Below are 20,105 nucleotides of genomic sequence, written 5' to 3' on the forward strand. Positions count from 1 at the left end.
TTTATTTTTCCTGTACTTTAATCGGTATACTTAAGCTGATACCATTTCGGTAAATACTATGTTTTTTGAATTCCTGGGGTTTGACATCTACCAGCTTTCCTTGTGGTGGTGCAGAAAAAACAGAACCTTCACTAAACATCCGTACCATTTGACGACGTAACTGACTTTCTCCTATCCAACCACCCCGTTCTTGAATTTCATAACTGGCTTTATCTAAAAAATCAGTTGTTATGGATAAATCCCAATATAAACTCATGAGGCTGTGGTAAGTTCCCCTAGAAAACTTAACTAAACTTTGCCAATTTTCTGGTAACTCTGACCATTTAACTTCAAATCGTCCTGCTCCACTAGAACGTTCTCCGCCAATTCCTTCTTCTCCTAAAAGATGTAAAGCAGCTTCGAGTTTATCGGCTAATTTCTCACCTTCTAGAGAGAGTTTTAGGAGAAAATATAAACCTGCGGGTTTTTTCTCCCAATCAAATTGAACAAAGCCTATATGATAAATGTTTGTAGCCCTGGTATTTCTATCTATAGCTATTTTTGGTAATTGTTCAATTTTGCAAGCTTTGCTATAGTCAAATACTCCTGCTGTTGCTAGTCTGCCCTTGGTTTTTCCAGGAATGTAATTTTCTAATTCCTCAGCATCATCTGTTGTAAATCCTATTCCTTGATACCATCTTTGCCATGTTTCCAAAGGTAAATAGTTGAGTTTTTTGTAGGCTTTAAAAAATGCTAAATCATCCTCCGGGTAGTTGATGGGAAATTTCAGAGGGCGGGGAAGATAGTAAATTGTATCTTCATCAATCTCTCGATAGATAAACGTAGAACTGATACGAAAGGGGGCTATACCTTGAGGTTGTTTGTCAGTGGGAAATAGCTGTAATAATTCCTCTACTGTCTTTTTCCCAAACAAGCGCGCATAGCTACTTACCCAGGCGCTAAAGAAAGTATCTGAACGGACGCGATCGCTTGTTTCTTCTAAACCAATTCCCACTTCCCCAAAGTGAGCCAGATTGCGTCCAAAGTTAAGTTTTACTAATTTCCAGACGCTCATGATTCATTTCCTGGTAATAATCGCTGTTCGATATACTCGCGTAAACTTCTGAAGTTATCTAACAGTGCTTGGGTGTTGGGAATGGTGTCTAAGGTTTGTAAAGCTGATGTTCCTTGGGGTGCATTGGCAATTTGGCGATACTGTTCTAAGCTGCGATAGTTAAACCGAAAGTTCTCAAATTTGACTTTTCCATAGCCTCTTGAACCATGACCACCCAGCGCATCATCTTCGAGAAAAGCCAGTGCGATCGCTATATTTTGCAAGTCTTCAACCGCTTGCTTTGGATTTTCGACAGTATAAACTAACTCAAAATCGAATTTTGCCCCTGCTGGTACGCGTTCTACCTGTCTAGGATTCGCTGCTGCTGTTACTCTGTCAATACCGTTTTCAAATTTCCACTCTGTCATATATAAACCAGTGTCAACTCGTTCTAGTAAAGCAATTGAGCTATCTAGTAAGTGAGAATCTCTCACAATTAAACGAGCAGGTGTATTTCGTCCTTTAACTTTGACATATTGCTCTTTGATTTCTCCATCTTTAGCTTCTTCCCCTTGTTTTGCAAATCTTGCAAATCTATTTGTCTGATCAGCCTGTGTAATAATCATGCGTTGTTCAATATTAGGGACACGCTCTAATTTCTCTTGATTAGCAACATCACTATTCACCCAAAAATTAGTACCAGTTGAACCAAAAAGTCTGGAAAGTTTGCAGTCTCTAGAGCCATCAAATTTGATAACTATTGGAGTATTGTCTATTTTTATTTCTGTATAACCATCTACTAAATCATCACTTTCGTAGCGATAAGTACCACTACCACCATGACGATTTAGAGGTAATTTCCATAAACGCTCTAAAATTGCCCTTAGTTTACCTTTAACAGATGACCCTGGTAAATAAGGATGACGCGTTACAGGATTACGGATAACTGGTTTATCTAGTCCACCAATATCTAATCTTTCACCGCCACCACCAATGTGAATACCAGTTTCTACGTTGAGAATACTGTTAATTGTTACCTTGCCTACTAATTCTTTGGATTCAAATCTCTTTGTTGAAAATGTCATTGGTCTTGCCCTCCTGCTGCTTTATGGTAAGCAATTATTGATTCAACTAATTGAACAAATTTATCAAAGTCTTTGGTTGTATCCACTTGTTTAATTGCTGCTTCTAAGACTTGCTTAAAAGGAGCAACTGGCCCTAAGTCTTTGTTATTCTTTTGTTGCCGAGCAGCAGCATAAGCAAGTTGAGGTCTTAAAAGAACTAAATCATCTTTAATTACATTAAAATCTCTTTCTTCGCTTTTATCTAGTTTTGATTTTAGACGTTTAACAGCATCTAAAAATTTTCGTATTTGATTAGTTTTAAGCTGTTTTATTACAAGTTGTTGACCCAGTTTTTCCGTATGATTTACCAATTCACGAATATCATATTCTTGGAAACCTAAAGTGAATTTATTAATTTTATTGACCATTATGATGGTAATATCTTCGCTGTTTCTAGGTATAGGTGTTTGTGTCATGATTCTGATGAACGGTTTAATAATTGAATCCAAGTGGCGATCACTCGAAAATAAGGCGCGTTATAAGGACTTTTCAAAGAAGTACGAAAATCGGTATCTTTTAATACCTCTTTAGGTAATCTTGCTAGCGTATAAGCTATCTTTGGCAAGTGCAAATAGTACCGAGTTGCTAAAGCCTCCTTCTCCTGTGATTTTTTATCTTCTTTAACCTTTTCTAATGCCTGTTCTTGAATTTGTGCAGTGATGAGCAGGTTACGTACAAAATTACGAGAATAATTTATCCCAATGTCTTGCTGTTTCAATCTCTGAACAAAGGGGAAAATACCAAATAAATTTGGTTTGGCTTCGGAATCCAGATATTTTTGGGCATCAACGCCAATACTATTAAAATTTTCTATTCCTAGCCATTCATCCCATTTGAAAACTTGGCCAAATAGCCCTAAGCTGTCCCTACCATTTCCTTTGGCAGCATCTTCAGCTTCTCCTGAAGATTTTGCAGCTTGATATAAGGGAAATTTAATATCATCAATACTAATCCCACCTGAAAGAGTAATATCTTCATTATTACCTGTGTAAATACGAAATGACTGATAAATATCAAAAGCAAATTCTACGACTTCATTCCATGCACCACTGATAAATAAATCATCACCACCTGCATAAATAAATAGTAAATTTAATCGCTGGTCATCTGGGGTAAGCTGTTTCATTTTATCAGAAACGTTTTTCTTTCTATCTGCGGCTAAACTGTTAAGGTACACTTTAAAGAAATAACTCATTTGGCGAGACAAACCGGCTAGTCTGCTTAAACTTTGTTTTTCACCTAAACCTTTTGCAAATATTTGCCCTAATCGATCTACATCCATTCGTAGATAACCAACTCTCTGTATACCTTTGGCTTTTCTTGCCATTTCACCAGCACGTATGAAGCCTATTAGTTCTTCTAGATTCTCAGAGCTTTCCTCACTTTTCTTTCCATAATTACCTAATAATATAGGAAAAACATTTTGAAATTGCTTAAATTGATAATGCTCTAACTTCCAATCATTAACTAACAAAACTTGATCAGAATCAGTGTCTATTTGTTTCCAATTTTTGAATAAATGATAATGAATATCCCCTGTAGGAAGTTTAAACGAGAGTGTATGTAATGTATTGTTAATATTTTTATCTGTTGAGCGTACAATTGCTTTGACCCCAAACAATTGACTCCCTAAATCAAACATACTCCGACAAATTCCACAAGCTAAAACTGAATCTGGCTCATGGTTATTAAGAGGTTGTAAGGTTTCTACATCGTCACGATGACAGACACGACAAGGTTCATAACTATGACGTGGTGCAATAAATTTACTAATTTGGTGTTCAGCAAATTTCTGAGATTTATATATAGCTAAACTTTTGGTTACATTTGACCAGTTTTTAGCAAATTTATCTTGGAGTTCCGTAATGGGAAATTTTAAACAATCCAAAGCCAGAAATAATTTCCCTTGAAATTCTGCTAAGAGCCATTGATTAAACTGCTGACGTATTTTTTTGACAATATTTCGATTTTCTTCAGTTCCAGATGCCAAAACATATAAGTTTCCACCACCTGCATAAATTATATTAGTTCTTGGTAACTGAAGTTGATCTAATAATTGGTTTACAACTTCTTCCGTAACTAATTCAAGATAAAAACTTCTCGCCCTTAATGACTTAAGCGCTCCTTCTGAAGAAATGCTATATATGAATTTTTGAATTCCTGATAAATCACCAGCAATTAAACTAATTTCTTCAGTAGGATTATTCAATAAAGCTACTGCAACGGCTGCTGTAGTCCTTGCTATATCTACCAAAGCTACATTCGATTCTCCAAAGTTAAGACACGAAGAGAATTTTTCTAATATCAGTAGTAATAAAGAAAGATTTTCTCCGTTATCCTTGAGATATTTTGAAAGTTCGTTATTAATCTCTTTTTTAAAAGCCTTTTGCTGTTCTAGGGTAGGTTCGGAGTTTAAAGGATAAGGAATATCAGGATATTCTTTATTATCATTATCGATCTCTACCAATGGGTGGTAGTGCAGTTCTGTTCGTTTTTCCTCTGCTTCATCTGATAAATTTACCTTGTCAAATAACAAACGTAGTATTCCCACTTCTGTATCTTGTTTCCAGCCTAATATTTTTTTTGCTTTAGTAACTTCTGGATACTCATTATCTAAAAGAGGATAAGCAAAGTCAGCCCATTTAGCTAAGACTGCAATCGCCTGTTGAATAACCTGTAATGCAACCTTTTCAGAACTTGTCACCATAAAAACTTTTGATTACCAAAACTGCATAATCTATCTGAACTGGAAGAGTAAGCGACCTCTTCTTCTTTTAAGCCTTTCAACATAACCCCACCAACAAACGCGCCAAAGCCTGCACCATCGGACGAGATGAAACATCCTCTCCCCGTTTAAGGCAATGAACGCTACCAGTTAATAAAGGAGATTGGCTAACAACCTCATCTTCTTTACCCTCACAATCACTATCAAGATTGGCAATGATCTGTATATTCAAATCCCGACAAAACTCTTCCCATAGCGGAACTTCTGCCTTACCTTGATTGCCTGCTAAAATCACCGCATGAGTTGCTTCTCGTACAATCACCCGATTTTCATCAGTAATTCTTCCCCCAACATCAATGATATTCAGGGGTGTATTGGCACTCCGTACCCAACCAGCCGCCTTTTGTGCAAACTCTGGGGTGAACTTGGCTTTATACTCATCTTTGAGTTTTCTGGCTAAATCTGGATCTCGTCGTGCAGCATCAGAAAACCAAGCACCTTCCCCATCTGGACAAGCAGTAATTACATAAGGATAGGGTGCGCCTTCAATCAAAGAAATTGCTTGCTTTAAACCTTCACGCAAACAAGACTTACCAGACTGTGGAGGGCCACAAAGCACAACTTTAATAACTGATTTAGTCTTGTGCGGTTCATCAGTTTCAATTAGCTCACCGATTTTGTATGCCGGAGTTTGGGAAACTGCCGTAATGAAAGTTTTATATCCTGGTCTACCAATCTTGGGGTCAAAAACAGCGATCGCACCATAAAGCTGAGATATCTTATGTGCGATTACATAACTAACGGCTACAGATGCTGGGCCATCAATCTTCAGTAGTTTTCCTCCAGAAAGTTCACCCAATGCCACCATCTCATCTAAACGCGCCGCCGCATCCCGTATGACTTGATCGCCATTAGCAGGTTTACCAAACTTAACTTTTAAAACATCACCTTCCAAACTTATGTGATACGTTGTCATAAAATTTCTTGCTAGCTACACCCATCTCCTCCATCAGTCAAATATCAATCTATTAAGTCTCCTAGTTTATACGATGGATTGTGTGTGATAGAAATGACATATTTACCTAACTTGGGATCGTAAAAAGCAACAGCACCATATATATGAGCAAGCTTATGTGCTAGAACAAACGCTACAGGAATAGAAATAGGCCCATTAATCTTTAGAAGTGGCCCTCCCGCCAGTTCTCCTGATGTTGCCATTTCCTCCAATCGGGCTGCGGCATCGCGCACAATCTGGTCATTTTGAGCCGGTTCACCAAAATTTATCCGTAAAATTCCGTCTTTTAGGTCGATTTTGTAAGAACTCATTATCTTTAGATTTATGTGATGCGTACATCATACACGCACTTGGAAGAAGTGTCTTCCAAGATGTTGTATCTTGGTATTATTATTTTTATCGAGACTCGGCTGGTGTCTGAACTAGTTTTTCAAGATATTCCTGACATAGAACTATTACAGTGCTTAGGACACGGTTATCTCAAGCAAAATCTAATACGAGCAATTCGCTTGTGGGTGTGGTTGCGTTCGTTATACGGCTCCGAAGGAGCATCGCTGTATGGAGATAATCAAGACCGTGTGGTTTTAGACGATTCTTTTTCTTACGCAGACTGGCGAAACGCATTCTTCGGTTCTACACATCCCAAAGGAGAAAAAATTCCTCCCATACATGACTCTCATTGTCCTTGTGCTAAAACCACAGCCCAATGGTTATTCAGTGAAAAAACAGGAATAGTTGCTAGCCAGTGGCGAAAAGTAATCCTTGCTCACACAGGCATAGGTGAATCTGAACTGGATACTTTATTGCAACGGCGCTTATTTGGCGTAACTCGTCGTTCTCTACAGGGTGACTTGGAAATTCTGGCTAAACTCGGCTGGCTTGTATACAAATATCAAAAATACTACCGAGTGTCTGAGTTCCCAGCACGCCCCGTAACTACAAAAGATCAGGCAAGTGCTGTTAAAGTCGGTGCTTATGAATTGAGTTTCATGCATGAAGATTTGGTAGGGTTGGCAGAAGATCACTCCCAAAAAATCAATGGAGTACAACGTTTCTTCTTAAAGCTCGATTATGTAATTCCTCGTAGTACCTTAGATGCAGTTGAGGATTTGCAATACCAGTTAAGACAACTTTGGGTTAAAACTCCAGTTCCACCTGTCAAACTAACTTATGGTAGTGCCAGACTTGCTAATAACGTTGATTGTATCGTTTATCCTGTATGCATCTACTACGTACAGAGAGCGGTTTATCTGTGTGCATACGGCGAAAGCCCTCAAAAAGATACTAACTGGTACAATTTTCGCCTTGACCGCATTCGGAGTTTGTTTGCTCTAGAGTGGACAGACCCGAAACTGCCCTCAAACTTACAACAGCAATATCAACAGAAGTCTTTACCAAACCCAGATAATATCGCTTTGCAAATGTCTAAAGCATGGGGATTTGATTTCTACTTGCCTTCCCAACTGATGTTACTCCGATTTGACCGCCAGTTCTGCGATCGCTACGTTAAAGGTACTGAACGCCACGATACTTTTGAAGAAATTACTTATCAGCAAGTACAACGTTTGATTCAACGTGAAATTAAACAACCTCAACAGCAAGCTTTACTAAAAGTGCTTGCCAAGCGTTCGCAAACAGACGCTTACTATCAAGCACGTATCCGATATCAAGATAACGAACACAGAGATAACAATCTAGTCATGCGTTTACGAGCATGGCAGCCAAAAGTTGAAGTCTTAACACCTTGGGATTTACGGCAAAGCTTTGCTGCTGATGCCGCTACTCAATTTATGCTTTATCACAATTGACGCAATTATGAATTCATTAAAACTGACTGAAAGATTTGAATCAGCACTAATCTACGCGACTCGTCTTCATGCTCATCAAACACGCAAAATTAGCGGTGTTCCTTACATTTCACATTTGTTAAGTGTAACGGCTTTAGTTTTAGAAGCTGGCGGTACAGAAGAAGAAGCGATCGCTGCTCTTTTGCATGATGCAGTCGAAGACCAAGGCGGCAAACCCATTCGTGAGGATATCCGTCAACTCTTTGGTGAAACAGTTTTGGCTATTATCGATGGCTGTACTGAGTGGGACACACCTCCTAAACCTCCCTGGCAAGAACGTAAACAGCATTATCTCAATAATCTCCGTTCTGCTTCACCTTCTGTACGCTTGGTTTCTTTGGCTGACAAACTGCATAATTCTAGATCGCTTTTAGCTGATTGGCAACAACATGGAGATGTTATCTGGACTAATTTTAGTGCCGGTCGAGAAAAAACTTTGTGGTTTTACCAATCATTAGTTAAGGTTTACCAACAGACCGGATCTGATTGGATGACACAGGAAATCGACAGAGTTGTTAATCAATTGTGCCAGGAAAACCCTGCTTAATCTTTAGATTTTTAATCCCCCTTGTGGGGTAATTGGTTCTGGAAACTCAAAGCATCACCATAATGGTATCGACCAGACTAAGTTTCAGTCCCCGTGAGGGGATTTGGTTAGTGGAAACTTTGTACCAAATCTCATCACGCCCAATTACGCACTCGTTTCAGTCCCCGTGAGGGGATTTGGTTAGTGGAAACGAATAGGTGCGATCGCATTCCCATAAGGGATCTGTTGTTGTTTCAGTCCCCGTGAGGGGATTTGGTTAGTGGAAACGTTCAAAATATTGGAGGTTTAAGCAATGATTAGTCGTTTCAGTCCCCGTGAGGGGATTTGGTTAGTGGAAACTCCTAGCGGTTCATTAAGGGTGAATATCGCCGCACCAGGGAGAAGTTTCAGTCCCCGTGAGGGGATTTGGTTAGTGGAAACCCCGTAGGCGATCGCTAAACTCTGAAACCCTTGTATAATCGTTTCAGTCCCCGTGAGGGGATTTGGTTAGTGGAAACTGGTTATATCTTCCAGATTGGTAATGCTGGTCTTCCTGTTTCAGTCCCCGTGAGGGGATTTGGTTAGTGGAAACTCTTCTAAAATCCGAGCGCTGACCACTGCCACGGCGTTTCAGTCCCCGTGAGGGGATTTGGTTAGTGGAAACCTAACTTTGTTAATGAATTAAAAAAAATCCCTCAAGTTTCAGTCCCCGTGAGGGGATTTGGTTAGTGGAAACTTTGTAAAGTTGACTATTAGTAAATTTTCTGATATGTTTCAGTCCCCGTGAGGGGATTTGGTTAGTGGAAACCTCGACTACCATCTACGAACGGATGACGAAACAAATGTTTCAGTCCCCGTGAGGGGATTTGGTTAGTGGAAACCGCTCAGCGCTAGCTTGTGTAGGTATTGGATGACAAGTTTCAGTCCCCGTGAGGGGATTTGGTTAGTGGAAACCTTGATGGTTGCCGCCTCCAAGCATCTTTTATAGTCTTAATGTTTCAGTCCCCGTGAGGGGATTTGGTTAGTGGAAACTTATAGAGGTCTTCCCAGGCATCCTGTAAGGTTGGATGTTTCAGTCCCCGTGAGGGGATTTGGTTAGTGGAAACATACCCTCGTTGTTTTAGAGTAACTACAATGACCAAATGTTTCAGTCCCCGTGAGGGGATTTGGTTAGTGGAAACCGCTCGGTCTGAAACTGTTACAGAGCAGGCTTCCTGGGAAGCATTTTGGCAAACCTCAAAAATAGGTCGATTTCAGCCGCTCTTATTGCGACTCATTATCAACTTCCCTTAGCACTGAAACTGGGAAACTATTTTATTGTCAAGGTTCTGGCGATTTTGGCAGATCCCCAGAGTTTTTAACCCCGCTTCGACATGCCAAATCTCAAACTGATTCCATAATCATAAGATGTGTATTTATTATTGTCTATGAGTTTGTGGAGATTGATCTACAAGTCCGTATTCTCGCTCAATCAGACTCAACAATTTCTCTTCTAAAGCCGTTAAATAAGCACGATTCAGCTTTCCCAACGACTCCAAAAACCTCTGCACCGACTCCTCCAGCCCACTCGAATATACCCGATTGATGCGATCGCAAATCACCCGCATCTGCTCACACTCGGCAGGTAAGTAGTTGTAAGATTTGAGGTGCTGCAAACCAATGGTGTACTCCCCATTCCAGGTTTTGACAGTGCAGCTGAATTCACCTACATGGTTGACTATTCCCCAACATCCACCTTTGCCCCTAAGTTCCGGGTTGTCCTTGGCTAAAATTTGGCACACCTCCCCGATCTGGTAGGTATTGGGTACTTTGGTGCGTTCCATTATCTGCTGCACTACGTTTTTAACGATTCTAGCTGGTGGCACTTTACCCCCTGACTGCTCCACTGCTTTTACCCACACTTCCTGCTGTTGTTGAGGTTCAAGCTTTGTCATCGGTCTGACTTGACGTTCGTTAGTTGGCAAAATGTGATCCAATGGATCACATTTTTCCATCAAATTATCGAAAACAACCGCCGCATCCATTAAAAGATAAGATTGGCGGCGGCTGTGACCAAAGCGATCGCGGCAGTATTCCTCAAACGTCTTGTGAGTGGAGCGATATAATCTGCGATCGCGTAATTCCGCCAGCGCTTTCCCTGCCTCAAAAAACGCTCTTTCCACACGGCGCTCTAAATGTAGGCGATCGCTTTGCTCCTCCTGGGTCAACTCTGGAACTTCAACAGCACTAACCGTAATTGTTGCTGAACTTGGATCTACTTGCTGGGAGATATCCTCGTTTGCAGAGTTAGCTGCTGAAGTTGAATCGGTAGATGCGGCAGAGGTGGCTTTGTTGCGTTTAGAAGGTGGTTTAGCCATTATTCCACCTCTTTAGTTCAACAATATTTTTTCAGAGTCAATTAAAACGTAGACTTTGGAAGTAGTTGATAACTGCTCCGTCATAGCCCACCGCAGGCATGGCTTTTTTGGAAAAGCTGAAGGTAGGGTAAGAGGATTAATAGTATGAGGGTTAATCGCCATTAGAACTTTCTGTTAAATTAACCCCAGGAATATGCTGAATCCACTCACCTAAGCACTCTTTTAAATCCAACCCTACAGCATTGGCTGCCCTGATGAGGGTGTCTAAAGGTACACCCTTTGTATCCTCATTCTCAATTCTATTAAAATTTGCCCCGCTCATTCCGGCGTAATCACCAGCTACGGTTAAACTCATCCCCGCAGCTTCTCTTGCCTTTTTCAAAGCAGTTCCGATACCAGTAAACTCCACTTCAATAATAATTTTCATTAAATCCATAGTCATACGCCTCCAAAGAATTATCTCTAATTTAAACCATTACGCATTGCTTGACAAGCATTACGTAATACGTAATAATAAATATATAAAGAAAGCGCCCCGACTGCGAATCTAAAGCGCTTTCCGTCCCGTTAGGAACTTAATCAATCATGACATACGAAATCTACAGCCAACAACAGCTGCAACTGAAATCTATTGCCCAACTCAAGCAAATCTACAGCGAAATCGCCTGCACAGCCGAAGTAAGCGACAAACGCTGCAAGGATGCCTGGATTTCCGCCATTGTTAACTATCAGGCAAGCAAGATTCAGAAACTCGTCCCTGCTGCCCCCGACAACCAAGCCACAGCCCAAGCCGAACTCGACAGCTACATCACTGACCAAGCCCAAGCGATCGCTCCCGAACCCCTCAGAATAGTCGAAATCTCGTTTGACCATCACGAATATTATGCTGATGACAGACTGGTAGCCAGCATCAGCCATGACGACAACCATTTAACGCAACGCTGGGTAGTCAGAATCAACGACAAAGAAGTATTTCGTGCCAATACTCTAATGCGTTGCGATCGCTTCATCTGCACTCACTATAAAGATGGCACATTGCCAGTCCAAGAAGCAGAGGTGCAGGGGAGCAGGGGTGCAGAGGGGAAAAACTTACAACAACTTTCTCCTCTGCCCCTCTGCGCCTCTGCCCCCATGCCTTCCTCTTCTACTGAAAACCTAATCATGGCGCATATCTTCAACGAGTGTCAGAATTACGGGTTTGAAATTCTCGATGATGGCATTTACAACAAAAAGGGCGTGAAACTGGGGCAAGTCGGATGCACTAACGGGAACTGGTGGGTGAAGAGGCGTTATTCAGTCCAGCAGCAGTATTCTAACTCCGTGCTTGATGCTGTGCGCTCATTGTCGATGGTGGATACATCGCTGGCTGAACCAGTTCACAAATACTTGCAACACCGACCCTTAGAGCAACTGAGTTCTAATGAATTACAGCAGCTTTTCAACCATGAAGTGCGATCTCTTCTTCAAGAATTAGTCACAGTGTAAAGCCTCATGTGGGCAGCAGTGAAATTGCTGCTCACTTTGAGGTCTTTTTTGGGCGTTATTCTCCAAACATTGCCGAAGATTTTTAGGTTATTAATCTCAGGGAAGAAAAGCATGATTGACCATATTAACGCACTCAAAACAAGTTGGTATTTTTCTCCGCCTTGGGGACAAACAATTCCACCTGTTGAGGTGAATTTACTGGAAAGAGTGTACCTGAGAACCACGAAAACATTTGGTTATTGCTGCGGTATGCAATGGAAGCATAAGTGCTGGATTTATTCAATTGACTGCCGTAATGAGATACTCCACGCCACACAAAACCAAATCATCGGGACTGGAGAATTAGAAGCCCTCACCGTGCAAAAACCTACCTTCGTTCTGGGTGAAAGAGTAATGCTCTGTTCTCACGATAAGGGAACAAAGCAACAGCTGATTTTAGGGATTGGGCTGGTGAATAATTCTTGGTTTTACCTTGTTGAATTGGTGTCGCCAACCTTAACTCAATCACGGACTATATCGAATCGTTTCTCATTGGTTGGTGAAAAAAGTTTGGTACGCGTGAATGCCTAATTCTCCTAATCAACAACAAATTATCACCCAACTAAAGTTATGTCACAAATCGAAGTCGCTCAAATTATTGAACAGATAAAGCAAGAAATCACTGTTGACTCTAATGGACAAGGTAAAGCCAGTATTCGGGCAACTGCAAGGCTGGCAGATGTACAAGATTCTTCGCTTCGTCGTGCGTTACTAAGTGCGGCACTGCAACCCTCTGCATTAGCCCAAAGCCTTATACAACAAGGATTTAGCCCTGCGGCACTGGAAACCTGGAATCAGGGAATACCTGATATGGGTGTTGCTGCCGTTATTGAATATTACGCTTTTGATGCTGGGCGGCACTGCAAACAGCAAGCCAGACTTGTATGCAAAGCTTTTAACCGGATTGGTGTTCGCGCCTGGATGCAAGACATTATGGGTTGGACAAAACCCGCTACTCAACCACAAGAACAACCTTCTACACCAGCCCTCCCCCCAGTTGAACATCGATTGCATACTCTTGTCCTGGCAATGAAGACTTTAGCTGAGTTAACTGGTGGCAGACTCAACCCGTACATGGAACAGCAATTCAAAGACTATGCCGGGAATCTTCTGGCTGAACATAACAGAAAATTGCTAACCCCTTCAGAAGAACGCTGGCTTGGCGTGGTCAACTTTGCAGAGAGCAAACTTGAAAAAAAAGTCCCCCTGAGCGGCACTTACTATAGCGGACACTTGGGCACATGGGTGAGAACATTCTACCCACACTTGGGCGATCGCCAAGAAACGCGATTGGTTAATGGAGTTCAACAGCCCATCTATGTCTACGCTTGTCACGAGCCGGCTGTTGCGGCTGGGTTGACCAAAGCTATAGAAGAGTTTTTCGCTCATCCCAGTCCTGGTGCAGCGCTAAGGCAGGCGGGGGCTTTCTCAAAGAAAGCTGTAGTTACTGCTTGATGGTCATTAGTCATTGGTCATTGGTCATCGGTCATCGGTCATCGGTCATCAGTCATCGGTCATCGGGCATCAGGCATCAGGCATCAGGCATCGGACATTGGTCATCGGTCAAGCACAGCGATAGCTCAGTAATCAAGAATTAAGACTTTTACAACAAAGGTAAATTTTACCTTGAGGGGAAAAGATATGGAACTCGGCTATTTCCAGAAAGATGTATTGATTGAAAAACTAGCTAAGAAATTCTACGCGATCCAAGGCTATGTAGTCCCCGAATCATATCGAATGCAATCAGCTACACATCCAGCAGAAAGAGCGTGTGTGGCTATGGCTTTATTTGCTATTCAAGAATTTGAATCTATCGAACATGAGTATTCAGACGAGGAGGAGGATTAAATATGAATAAAGAACAGTGGCTAACTCTTGGAGAAACACTATTTGGACAAAACAAGATGCAATGGAAGTTTAAGTGTCCATGTTGCGGTCACATTGCTTCTGTCCAAGATTACAAAAAAGCTGGCGCTCCATCTTCTGCCGCAGGATTTTCTTGTGTAGGACGATGGATGCCAGTTTGTAAAGATGCTTTCGATGATTTGGATAAGCGCAAGATTCCTTGTAATTACGCTGGCGGCGGATTAATTAACCTTAATCCCGTTGATGTTGATGGAATTAAAGTTTTTGAATTTGGGGTTTGAGGCAGGAGATATGGAAGTCATCGTCACAGTCATTGAAAAAGTTGCATCTGTTGCCCATATTAATATCCCTGATAGCCTATCAATTGATGAAATCAGGCAACACATTGTTGGCTACTACAACAGTGGAGAAATGCAAGCAGATTTGAATATTTACCAAGTAGATTTTGAATCTATTAGCGCTCACATTGGTTCAAAAAGCAATATTACTTGGCATCAAGGAGATACTTCTTGTGCAACCCGTCAGTATTACTTTTGCAAACTTGGAAGATTTACTTTGACTTTGTTAACTGATACAGAGCAAAACCTAACTCGTACAGAAGTTTACTTTGGGCATCATAAGCAACTTATTTATACGTCAGAAAAAGAGATATCCAAAGAATTGGCAACAGTCGAACTCCAAAATTTCTTAAGTGGATTAGCTGTTGAACTTCAGACTTTAAGCCACATTGAATTTCCAGAACAAGTTTGAAAATAACAGGAGTTAAACATGAGACTAACAATATTAGAAGGTCAATACCAGTGCATCGTGATTGACCCTCCCTGGTTCTATCGGCTGAGAAATCAGGATAAGACTCACCGAAACCGCATTAACTACAAGCCAATGCACATAGAAGAAATACTGTCATTACCTGTTCCAGACTTAAGCGATCGCACGGGGTCAGTTCTTTGGCTTTGGTACACAAATAATCACATGGTCGAAGCTGCTCAATGCTTGCAAAGATGGGGATTTGAACTCAAGACTATTTTGACTTGGGAAAAAGTCACCAAAGATGGCACTAAAACACATCTAGGTGTTGGTCATTGGCTGCGAAACTCGACTGAACATTGCGCTTTGGCTATTCGTGGGAATGTGAAAGCTTTTGCTGGACGGACACTCACAAACCAGTCAAGCATCCTGCACTCTCCCAGGCGTGAGCATTCACGTAAGCCCGAACAGTTTTTTGAACTTGTAGAAAAGCTGTGTCCTGATATGACCAAGCTGGAGATGTTCGCACGTTCGTCTAGAGTTGGCTGGGATTGTTGGGGTGATCAGGCGGATCTGTTTGATCAGCTTAATGCAGAAATTGATAACAATACTTCATTGAGTGCTTAATTAACGCTAATTTCGGCACTCAAAACTTGCTGAACCTTGAAAATCAAATATCAAACAATTCTAATTTTCTGACGGTGTGTCATCTGCTGTCTGATAAATAGAACGCAATTCATCCACAGTATCTGCTGTTTCTATTGCTGCCAAGATTGATTCCAGCAATCTGAAATCTTCAAGAAGCTCAATTTCAGGCAATAAGTTTTGTCCAGGTGTTCCAAATTTGAGTTTTAATCCCAAAGCTATGCCTTTTAATAAAGATTCTATCCGAGCAATTCTTTCAAAACTAGTAACGTACTGCATACGCAGTTGTGCCTCCAATTGTTCGACTTCTCTTTTAAACTCTAGTTCTAAATCCAATGGTAACGTTAGCATCCAATCAATAAAAGCCAAAAGGTTAACAACAGCCTCGCGTTCAAACCCTTGCTCATACAACCGACGCACTAAATTCAGTTTTGATTGTTTCCTTTGCGACCTATTACTGCGGGTTTGCACTGCTGCCAAGTGAGCCATTACCACCGTAGCAAAGGGGTTACGACTGGCTTCTAGCTCCGACAACCTTTGCTGATAGTCTAGCAGCTTGATCACAGGAAACTGAAAATTAACTGTGCAGCCAAATAAATCGTACCCAAACTGCGATGGTCGCCAGTTGATGTTGTCATCCCCCAGTATCGCGCATGATGCAACAGAGCGATCGTAACGGTCAAAAATTCGATAGTTGTAGACAAACATCCGTTTAGGAAAATCGGTTTCCTCTTGGCTTTGGATTTCTAAATGAATCAACAGCCAAGATTCTTCGCCCCCAATGCGATAGATTTTCACCAATTTATCAATTAGTCGTTTTCCTAATTCAGCATCACGAACTACTTGCTGTAACTCTTGGTCTAGAAACTCGAAACCTCTACTCCAATCAATTTGAGTATGGGCTTGAGGAAAAAAGAATTGCATGAAGTCTTCAAAATACAACTGCAACATCTGCTTCCACGGGGAATCATATTCCGTTTGAGGTGTTTTATTAGTCATTTTCAACTGTTCAATTTCAAGTTAATGAGAGAGAAGTAATCATGCCAACAACCATAGAATGGACAGACTTAACAGATAATATCATCCGTGCCAAGGGAGGCGGTTGGTGGTGTCAAAAAATCTCAGAGGGGTGTAAAAATTGCTATAGCGAAAAGCTGAATCAAAACTCTTTCTTTGGCGGAAACAAGCAACCATACTCTGGGCAACCACCAGAGCTAGTGTTAGATACAGAAGCTATTCGGAAATGGGGGTTCCAAAGGAAACCCAAAAAGCATTTCGTTTCTTCAATGACTGATGTTTTTGGTGAATGGGTTCCGCGTTTTTGGCAACATGAAATGCTGGACGGAATGTTTGTTGCTCCCAATCAAATATTTCAAATCCTCACCAAGCGCCCAGAAATTATGCTGTCATCTATGGATGAATGGCTTTCTTGTCATGGACTAGACAAGTTACCTGCAAATATTTGGCCAGGAACTTCGATTGAGAATCGCCGCACTTTAGAAGAACGTAGTCAATTTCTTACTAAAATTCCGGCTTTAATTCGGTTCTGGTCAGTTGAACCATTGCTAGAAGATTTGGGCGATATCACTCAATACTTGAATGATGTTCAGTTAGTCATTATTGGTGGTGAGTCTGGCCCAAATTCTAGACCATGCCAGATTGAATGGATTGAGTCTATTGTCCAACAGTGCCTACAATCCCAAACGCCTGTGTTTGTAAAGCAGTTGGGGGCGAATGCAATATTTGGGGGACAGCGATTCAAAACCCGTGACAAAAAAGGGGGAGACATTGAAGAGTTTCCCGAACATCTGAAAGTTAGACAATTTCCTTTTGATGCGTGAATAAAGCAAAACCCCCGCCTGTAGCGCAGTGCGGGGGGGGAACCAAACCATTTGAGGTCTACAGATATGAGTTTAACAGAAAAAATACAAAGTGATGGCTCTAGCTACGGTAGAAGAAAACGCCATATTTATATCGATAGCAAACTGGATGATTTACCACTAACAATGGAGGCATTTCGAGTTTACTCTCACCTTTGCCGTCGAGCAGGTTGTGATAATAACGCCTTCCCTTCATACAAATCTATTGGTGAAGTCTGTTTTCGTGGTTCTTTCCCTACTTCTTCAACTGAAACTTTGAGGCAAAAAGCGATCGCAGCAGTCAGTGAATTGCTTTCGTGGAACTTAATCACTAAAACATCCATTACCAAGTCTAATGGTTCAGTATCTTCTAACCAGTATCAACTCACAGATATTGATGACTGGTTTGGTTTTCCTACTAAACAATCAAGTTTAATCAGAGGAAAAAATAGGGGTAGTAGTGGAGGAATACTAGGGGTGGTATTGGGGGGAAACCAGGGTAGTAATGGGGGAATACCAGGGGTAGTAGTCGGGGAAGACCAGGGTAGTAGTCGGGGAATACCCAAAGATTATCCAATTAAAGATTATCCAACTGAAGTCTATCCACTCAAGGACGCGCCCCTGGCAACGCCACCCGCGCCCCCCACCCATGAGAGTGTGTGTGAAAAAGAAGAACTTGATTTAACAACGAAAGAAATTGAACTCGAAGAACCAAACCCACAATTACCCACTTCGTTGTCAAAAAATTCCGAGTCTTCGCAACAAACCGATAATCCCTCAAGTGGATCAACTATTGCGGGGGGGTCGTTCGAGAAATGCGAACAAGCGAATAAGCCGCAACTAACCTGTCCCTACAAGACAGCCCGGAACGTGAAAGAACTGATTGATGCTTGGCTAACAGACCCGACTGCTATGAGTGATGATTGTGTACCACTGCTTGTCAGAGACTCAATCAAGTGGAATTGCTGGGTTTTACCTTGGCGCAATGGAGAGCGAAAGCTGAATAACTTGTACCAGAACTTCAACCCGATAGTCGTGGACTTCCTAGCGCAAGAACTAGCCACGAAATCGAAACTCTCGGCACAACTCGAAATTACTCATGCGATCGCAGTCATGAACACCTGGGAGAAAACCAAGGGTGGGTGGACGAACCTGATGCAGCGTTTAAGCCAAGCTCATAGTGCGGAAACTCAACGCCTTGCCCAACAACAAGCCATACAAACGGCTCATGCTGCCCCTAATGAGTTGAGGGCAGTACTACCCGAAATCAGACAGGCGCGGAGATTTACCAAAACAGAATTCAGGAGCCAGCAGTCAGGATTCAGAATTGAAGCTTGTGCTGCTGCGGGATGAATCATCGCTTCAAACAAGAAATTTCTTGTTAATTCTGACTTCTGACTTCTGACTTCTGATTCGATTTACAAAAGTAGCATAGGAGGACTTGAATGTTTTCATCAGATTTTGCCCCAGATAACGTAGTTTCAATGCCTAACCGCTTACCGCCCCAGGCGATTGAAGCTGAAGAAGTAGTACTCGGTGGTATTTTGTTTGACCCCGAAGCGATCGCTCGTGTAATTAAGATTTTGCAACCACAGGATTTTTACGTTGGTTCCCATAAGGATATTTACCAAGCCGCAGTCAGATTGCACCAGTCTCAGCAACCAACGGATTTATTGTTTGTTACCAGTTGGCTGGAATCTCATGGTTTATTGCATAATGTTGGCGGAAGAAATAAACTTGCGTCCTTGCTTAACTCTTGTGTGTCAGCAGTTAACATCGATGCCTTAGCAGAATTAATTCGAGAAAAAGCACAATTGAGAGCGGTAATCCAAACGGCTTTACAAATGGCACGCTACGCGATGGATGCTCCTTTAACTGAAACTACTGCCACTTCAGTCATCGAAATGGGACAACAAAAACTTTTAGAGTTGCGCCAATTAACTATGCCTTGTCAGATGAAGCTAATGGCTGACATCATCCCTGACGTTTATGCCGAGATTGAATTGGCCAATAACGGTGAAGATGCGATTGAGGTGAATGTCCCCACCGGATTCTATGATTTGGATTCGGTAATTGGCGGGATGCCCTTCGGTTCTTTGACCGTTGTTGGAGGTCGCGGCGGCATCGGCAAGTCCACCTGGGCATTAGATATTGGTATTCGGGCTGCTGCTAGCGGCTTAACAACCGCTTATTTCGCTTTAGAAATGTCTGCCTCACAAATGGTCAAAAAGACCCTCTCAAGGCTGGCAGCACCCCATGTTCCTGCTGACTTGCTTTTTAAACGCAATGCACTCCGGGAATCTCATTGGAATCCTTTGGCTCAAGCTTGTGCTGATGCGATGGCGCTACCATTTTGGTTGAATGACAACCCTGTAATCACCACCTCACAAATCAAGGGTGATTTGCAAGACATACAAGCTCGTTGCGGGTCAATCAGTTTGGTGATTGTGGACTATGTGCAGTTGATTGAACCAATGCGCCGTGAACGTGGGGAAAACCGGGTGCAAGAAATTGACTCCATCTTGAAACAACTCAGGGCGATCGCTAAACAATTTAATTGTGCTGTCTTGGGTTTAGCGCAGTTAAAAAGAGAAGTTGATTCACGTTCCGAAAAGCGCCCAACCAAAGCAGACTTTCGAGAATCTGGAGGATTTGAACAGGAAGCTGCCGTCATGTTGGGTTTGTATAGAGAAGATTACTACGATAAACAGACTACCCAAAAAGGCATTTTTGAAGTTTCAGTTTTGAAAAGTCGGTTTAGTAGTGAGACGACTGTTAATCTCTTGTTTGATGAACGATTTGGACAGTTTAAGAACTTAGCTAAATCCAACTATTAA

General features: G+C 41.8%; 21 protein-coding genes and 1 CRISPR repeat array. Of the genes, 12 read left to right on the plus strand and 9 right to left on the minus strand.

Going from position 1 to position 20,105, the window contains the following annotated elements:
- Position 1: 1 nt before the first annotated feature.
- The 6 genes from csm4 to RMY27_RS06170 all read right to left on the minus strand — a co-directional run bounded on the left by csm4 (position 2) and on the right by RMY27_RS06170 (position 6,208).
- On the minus strand, positions 2 to 1,054 hold the full coding sequence (gene csm4 / locus RMY27_RS06145; protein WP_322661383.1) for a type III-A CRISPR-associated RAMP protein Csm4: 1,053 nt from the start codon (positions 1,052 to 1,054) through the stop codon (positions 2 to 4).
- Positions 1,051 to 2,118 carry a type III-A CRISPR-associated RAMP protein Csm3 gene (csm3, locus tag RMY27_RS06150; protein ID WP_322661386.1) on the minus strand — a complete coding sequence of 356 codons (1,068 nt, stop codon included), beginning with the start codon at positions 2,116 to 2,118 and terminating at the stop codon, positions 1,051 to 1,053. Before csm3 ends, csm4 begins: the two co-directional genes overlap by 4 nt.
- On the minus strand, positions 2,115 to 2,573 hold the full coding sequence (gene csm2 / locus RMY27_RS06155) for a type III-A CRISPR-associated protein Csm2 (protein WP_322661388.1): 459 nt from the start codon (positions 2,571 to 2,573) through the stop codon (positions 2,115 to 2,117). The genes csm3 and csm2 overlap by 4 nt, the downstream gene beginning before the upstream one ends.
- The gene (cas10, locus tag RMY27_RS06160) at positions 2,570 to 4,864 is read right to left on the minus strand and encodes a type III-A CRISPR-associated protein Cas10/Csm1 (protein WP_322661389.1); all 2,295 of its coding nucleotides are present in this window, start codon (positions 4,862 to 4,864) and stop codon (positions 2,570 to 2,572) included. Before cas10 ends, csm2 begins: the two co-directional genes overlap by 4 nt.
- A gap of 76 nt (positions 4,865 to 4,940) precedes the next feature.
- On the minus strand, positions 4,941 to 5,858 hold the full coding sequence (locus tag RMY27_RS06165; protein ID WP_322661390.1) for a CRISPR-associated protein Csx3: 918 nt from the start codon (positions 5,856 to 5,858) through the stop codon (positions 4,941 to 4,943).
- Between the two features lie 44 nt (positions 5,859 to 5,902).
- Positions 5,903 to 6,208, minus strand: coding sequence for a CRISPR-associated protein Csx3 (locus RMY27_RS06170; protein ID WP_322661392.1), 306 nt, complete (start codon positions 6,206 to 6,208; stop codon positions 5,903 to 5,905).
- A gap of 18 nt (positions 6,209 to 6,226) precedes the next feature.
- Between RMY27_RS06170 and RMY27_RS06175 the strand changes: the two genes are divergently transcribed.
- Positions 6,227 to 7,705, plus strand: coding sequence for a TIGR03985 family CRISPR-associated protein (locus RMY27_RS06175; RefSeq protein ID WP_416212311.1), 1,479 nt, complete (start codon positions 6,227 to 6,229; stop codon positions 7,703 to 7,705).
- A 7-nt stretch (positions 7,706 to 7,712) separates the two neighbouring features.
- Positions 7,713 to 8,291 carry an HD domain-containing protein gene (locus RMY27_RS06180; protein ID WP_322661394.1) on the plus strand — a complete coding sequence of 193 codons (579 nt, stop codon included), beginning with the start codon at positions 7,713 to 7,715 and terminating at the stop codon, positions 8,289 to 8,291.
- Positions 8,292 to 8,372: 81 nt separating this feature from the next.
- Positions 8,373 to 9,451: direct repeats of the CRISPR family, unit length 37 nt; unit sequence GTTTCAGTCCCCGTGAGGGGATTTGGTTAGTGGAAAC.
- 237 nt (positions 9,452 to 9,688) lie between these two features.
- Here the strand turns inward: RMY27_RS06180 and RMY27_RS06185 are convergent.
- Together RMY27_RS06185 and RMY27_RS06190 are read right to left on the minus strand one after the other, a co-directional pair.
- On the minus strand, positions 9,689 to 10,627 hold the full coding sequence (locus RMY27_RS06185; protein WP_322661396.1) for a hypothetical protein: 939 nt from the start codon (positions 10,625 to 10,627) through the stop codon (positions 9,689 to 9,691).
- Positions 10,628 to 10,778: 151 nt separating this feature from the next.
- Complete coding sequence (locus RMY27_RS06190) at positions 10,779 to 11,063, minus strand: helix-turn-helix domain-containing protein (protein WP_190946769.1); 285 nt, start codon at positions 11,061 to 11,063, stop codon at positions 10,779 to 10,781.
- A 149-nt stretch (positions 11,064 to 11,212) separates the two neighbouring features.
- Between RMY27_RS06190 and RMY27_RS06195 the strand changes: the two genes are divergently transcribed.
- From RMY27_RS06195 to RMY27_RS06225, 7 genes are all read left to right on the plus strand, one after another.
- A complete protein-coding gene (locus RMY27_RS06195) occupies positions 11,213 to 12,112 on the plus strand; it encodes a hypothetical protein (RefSeq protein ID WP_322661399.1) in 900 nt (299 codons plus the stop codon).
- 111 nt (positions 12,113 to 12,223) lie between these two features.
- A complete protein-coding gene (locus tag RMY27_RS06200; protein WP_322661401.1) occupies positions 12,224 to 12,682 on the plus strand; it encodes a DUF1392 domain-containing protein in 459 nt (152 codons plus the stop codon).
- 39 nt (positions 12,683 to 12,721) lie between these two features.
- Entirely contained in the window at positions 12,722 to 13,606 is an 885-nt protein-coding gene (locus RMY27_RS06205) for a hypothetical protein (RefSeq protein WP_322661403.1), read from the plus strand.
- Positions 13,607 to 13,792: 186 nt separating this feature from the next.
- Entirely contained in the window at positions 13,793 to 13,999 is a 207-nt protein-coding gene (locus RMY27_RS06210; protein WP_322661406.1) for a hypothetical protein, read from the plus strand.
- 2 nt (positions 14,000 to 14,001) lie between these two features.
- Positions 14,002 to 14,298 carry a VVA0879 family protein gene (locus tag RMY27_RS06215; RefSeq protein WP_322661408.1) on the plus strand — a complete coding sequence of 99 codons (297 nt, stop codon included), beginning with the start codon at positions 14,002 to 14,004 and terminating at the stop codon, positions 14,296 to 14,298.
- Positions 14,267 to 14,767: a hypothetical protein gene (locus tag RMY27_RS06220; protein ID WP_322661410.1), complete on the plus strand. Its 501-nt coding sequence runs from the start codon at positions 14,267 to 14,269 to the stop codon at positions 14,765 to 14,767. The genes RMY27_RS06215 and RMY27_RS06220 overlap by 32 nt, the downstream gene beginning before the upstream one ends.
- A gap of 18 nt (positions 14,768 to 14,785) precedes the next feature.
- Positions 14,786 to 15,391, plus strand: a complete 606-nt coding sequence (locus RMY27_RS06225) for an MT-A70 family methyltransferase (RefSeq protein WP_322661412.1) — start codon at positions 14,786 to 14,788, stop codon at positions 15,389 to 15,391.
- A 60-nt stretch (positions 15,392 to 15,451) separates the two neighbouring features.
- Here the strand turns inward: RMY27_RS06225 and RMY27_RS06230 are convergent, their stop codons facing one another.
- Positions 15,452 to 16,408, minus strand: coding sequence for a cytosolic protein (locus RMY27_RS06230; RefSeq protein ID WP_322661414.1), 957 nt, complete (start codon positions 16,406 to 16,408; stop codon positions 15,452 to 15,454).
- Positions 16,409 to 16,449: 41 nt separating this feature from the next.
- On the opposite strand from RMY27_RS06230, the gene RMY27_RS06235 reads away from it, so the two are divergent.
- The 3 genes from RMY27_RS06235 (at position 16,450) to RMY27_RS06245 (ending at position 20,105) form a co-directional block, all read left to right on the plus strand.
- Positions 16,450 to 17,250, plus strand: a complete 801-nt coding sequence (locus tag RMY27_RS06235; protein ID WP_322661416.1) for a DUF5131 family protein — start codon at positions 16,450 to 16,452, stop codon at positions 17,248 to 17,250.
- Between the two features lie 66 nt (positions 17,251 to 17,316).
- Positions 17,317 to 18,621, plus strand: coding sequence for a hypothetical protein (locus RMY27_RS06240; RefSeq protein WP_322661418.1), 1,305 nt, complete (start codon positions 17,317 to 17,319; stop codon positions 18,619 to 18,621).
- A gap of 92 nt (positions 18,622 to 18,713) precedes the next feature.
- Positions 18,714 to 20,105 carry a replicative DNA helicase gene (locus RMY27_RS06245; protein ID WP_322661420.1) on the plus strand — a complete coding sequence of 464 codons (1,392 nt, stop codon included), beginning with the start codon at positions 18,714 to 18,716 and terminating at the stop codon, positions 20,103 to 20,105.

The organism is Nostoc sp. DedQUE09 (assembly GCF_034530915.1).
GTDB lineage: Bacteria > Cyanobacteriota > Cyanobacteriia > Cyanobacteriales > Nostocaceae > Nostoc.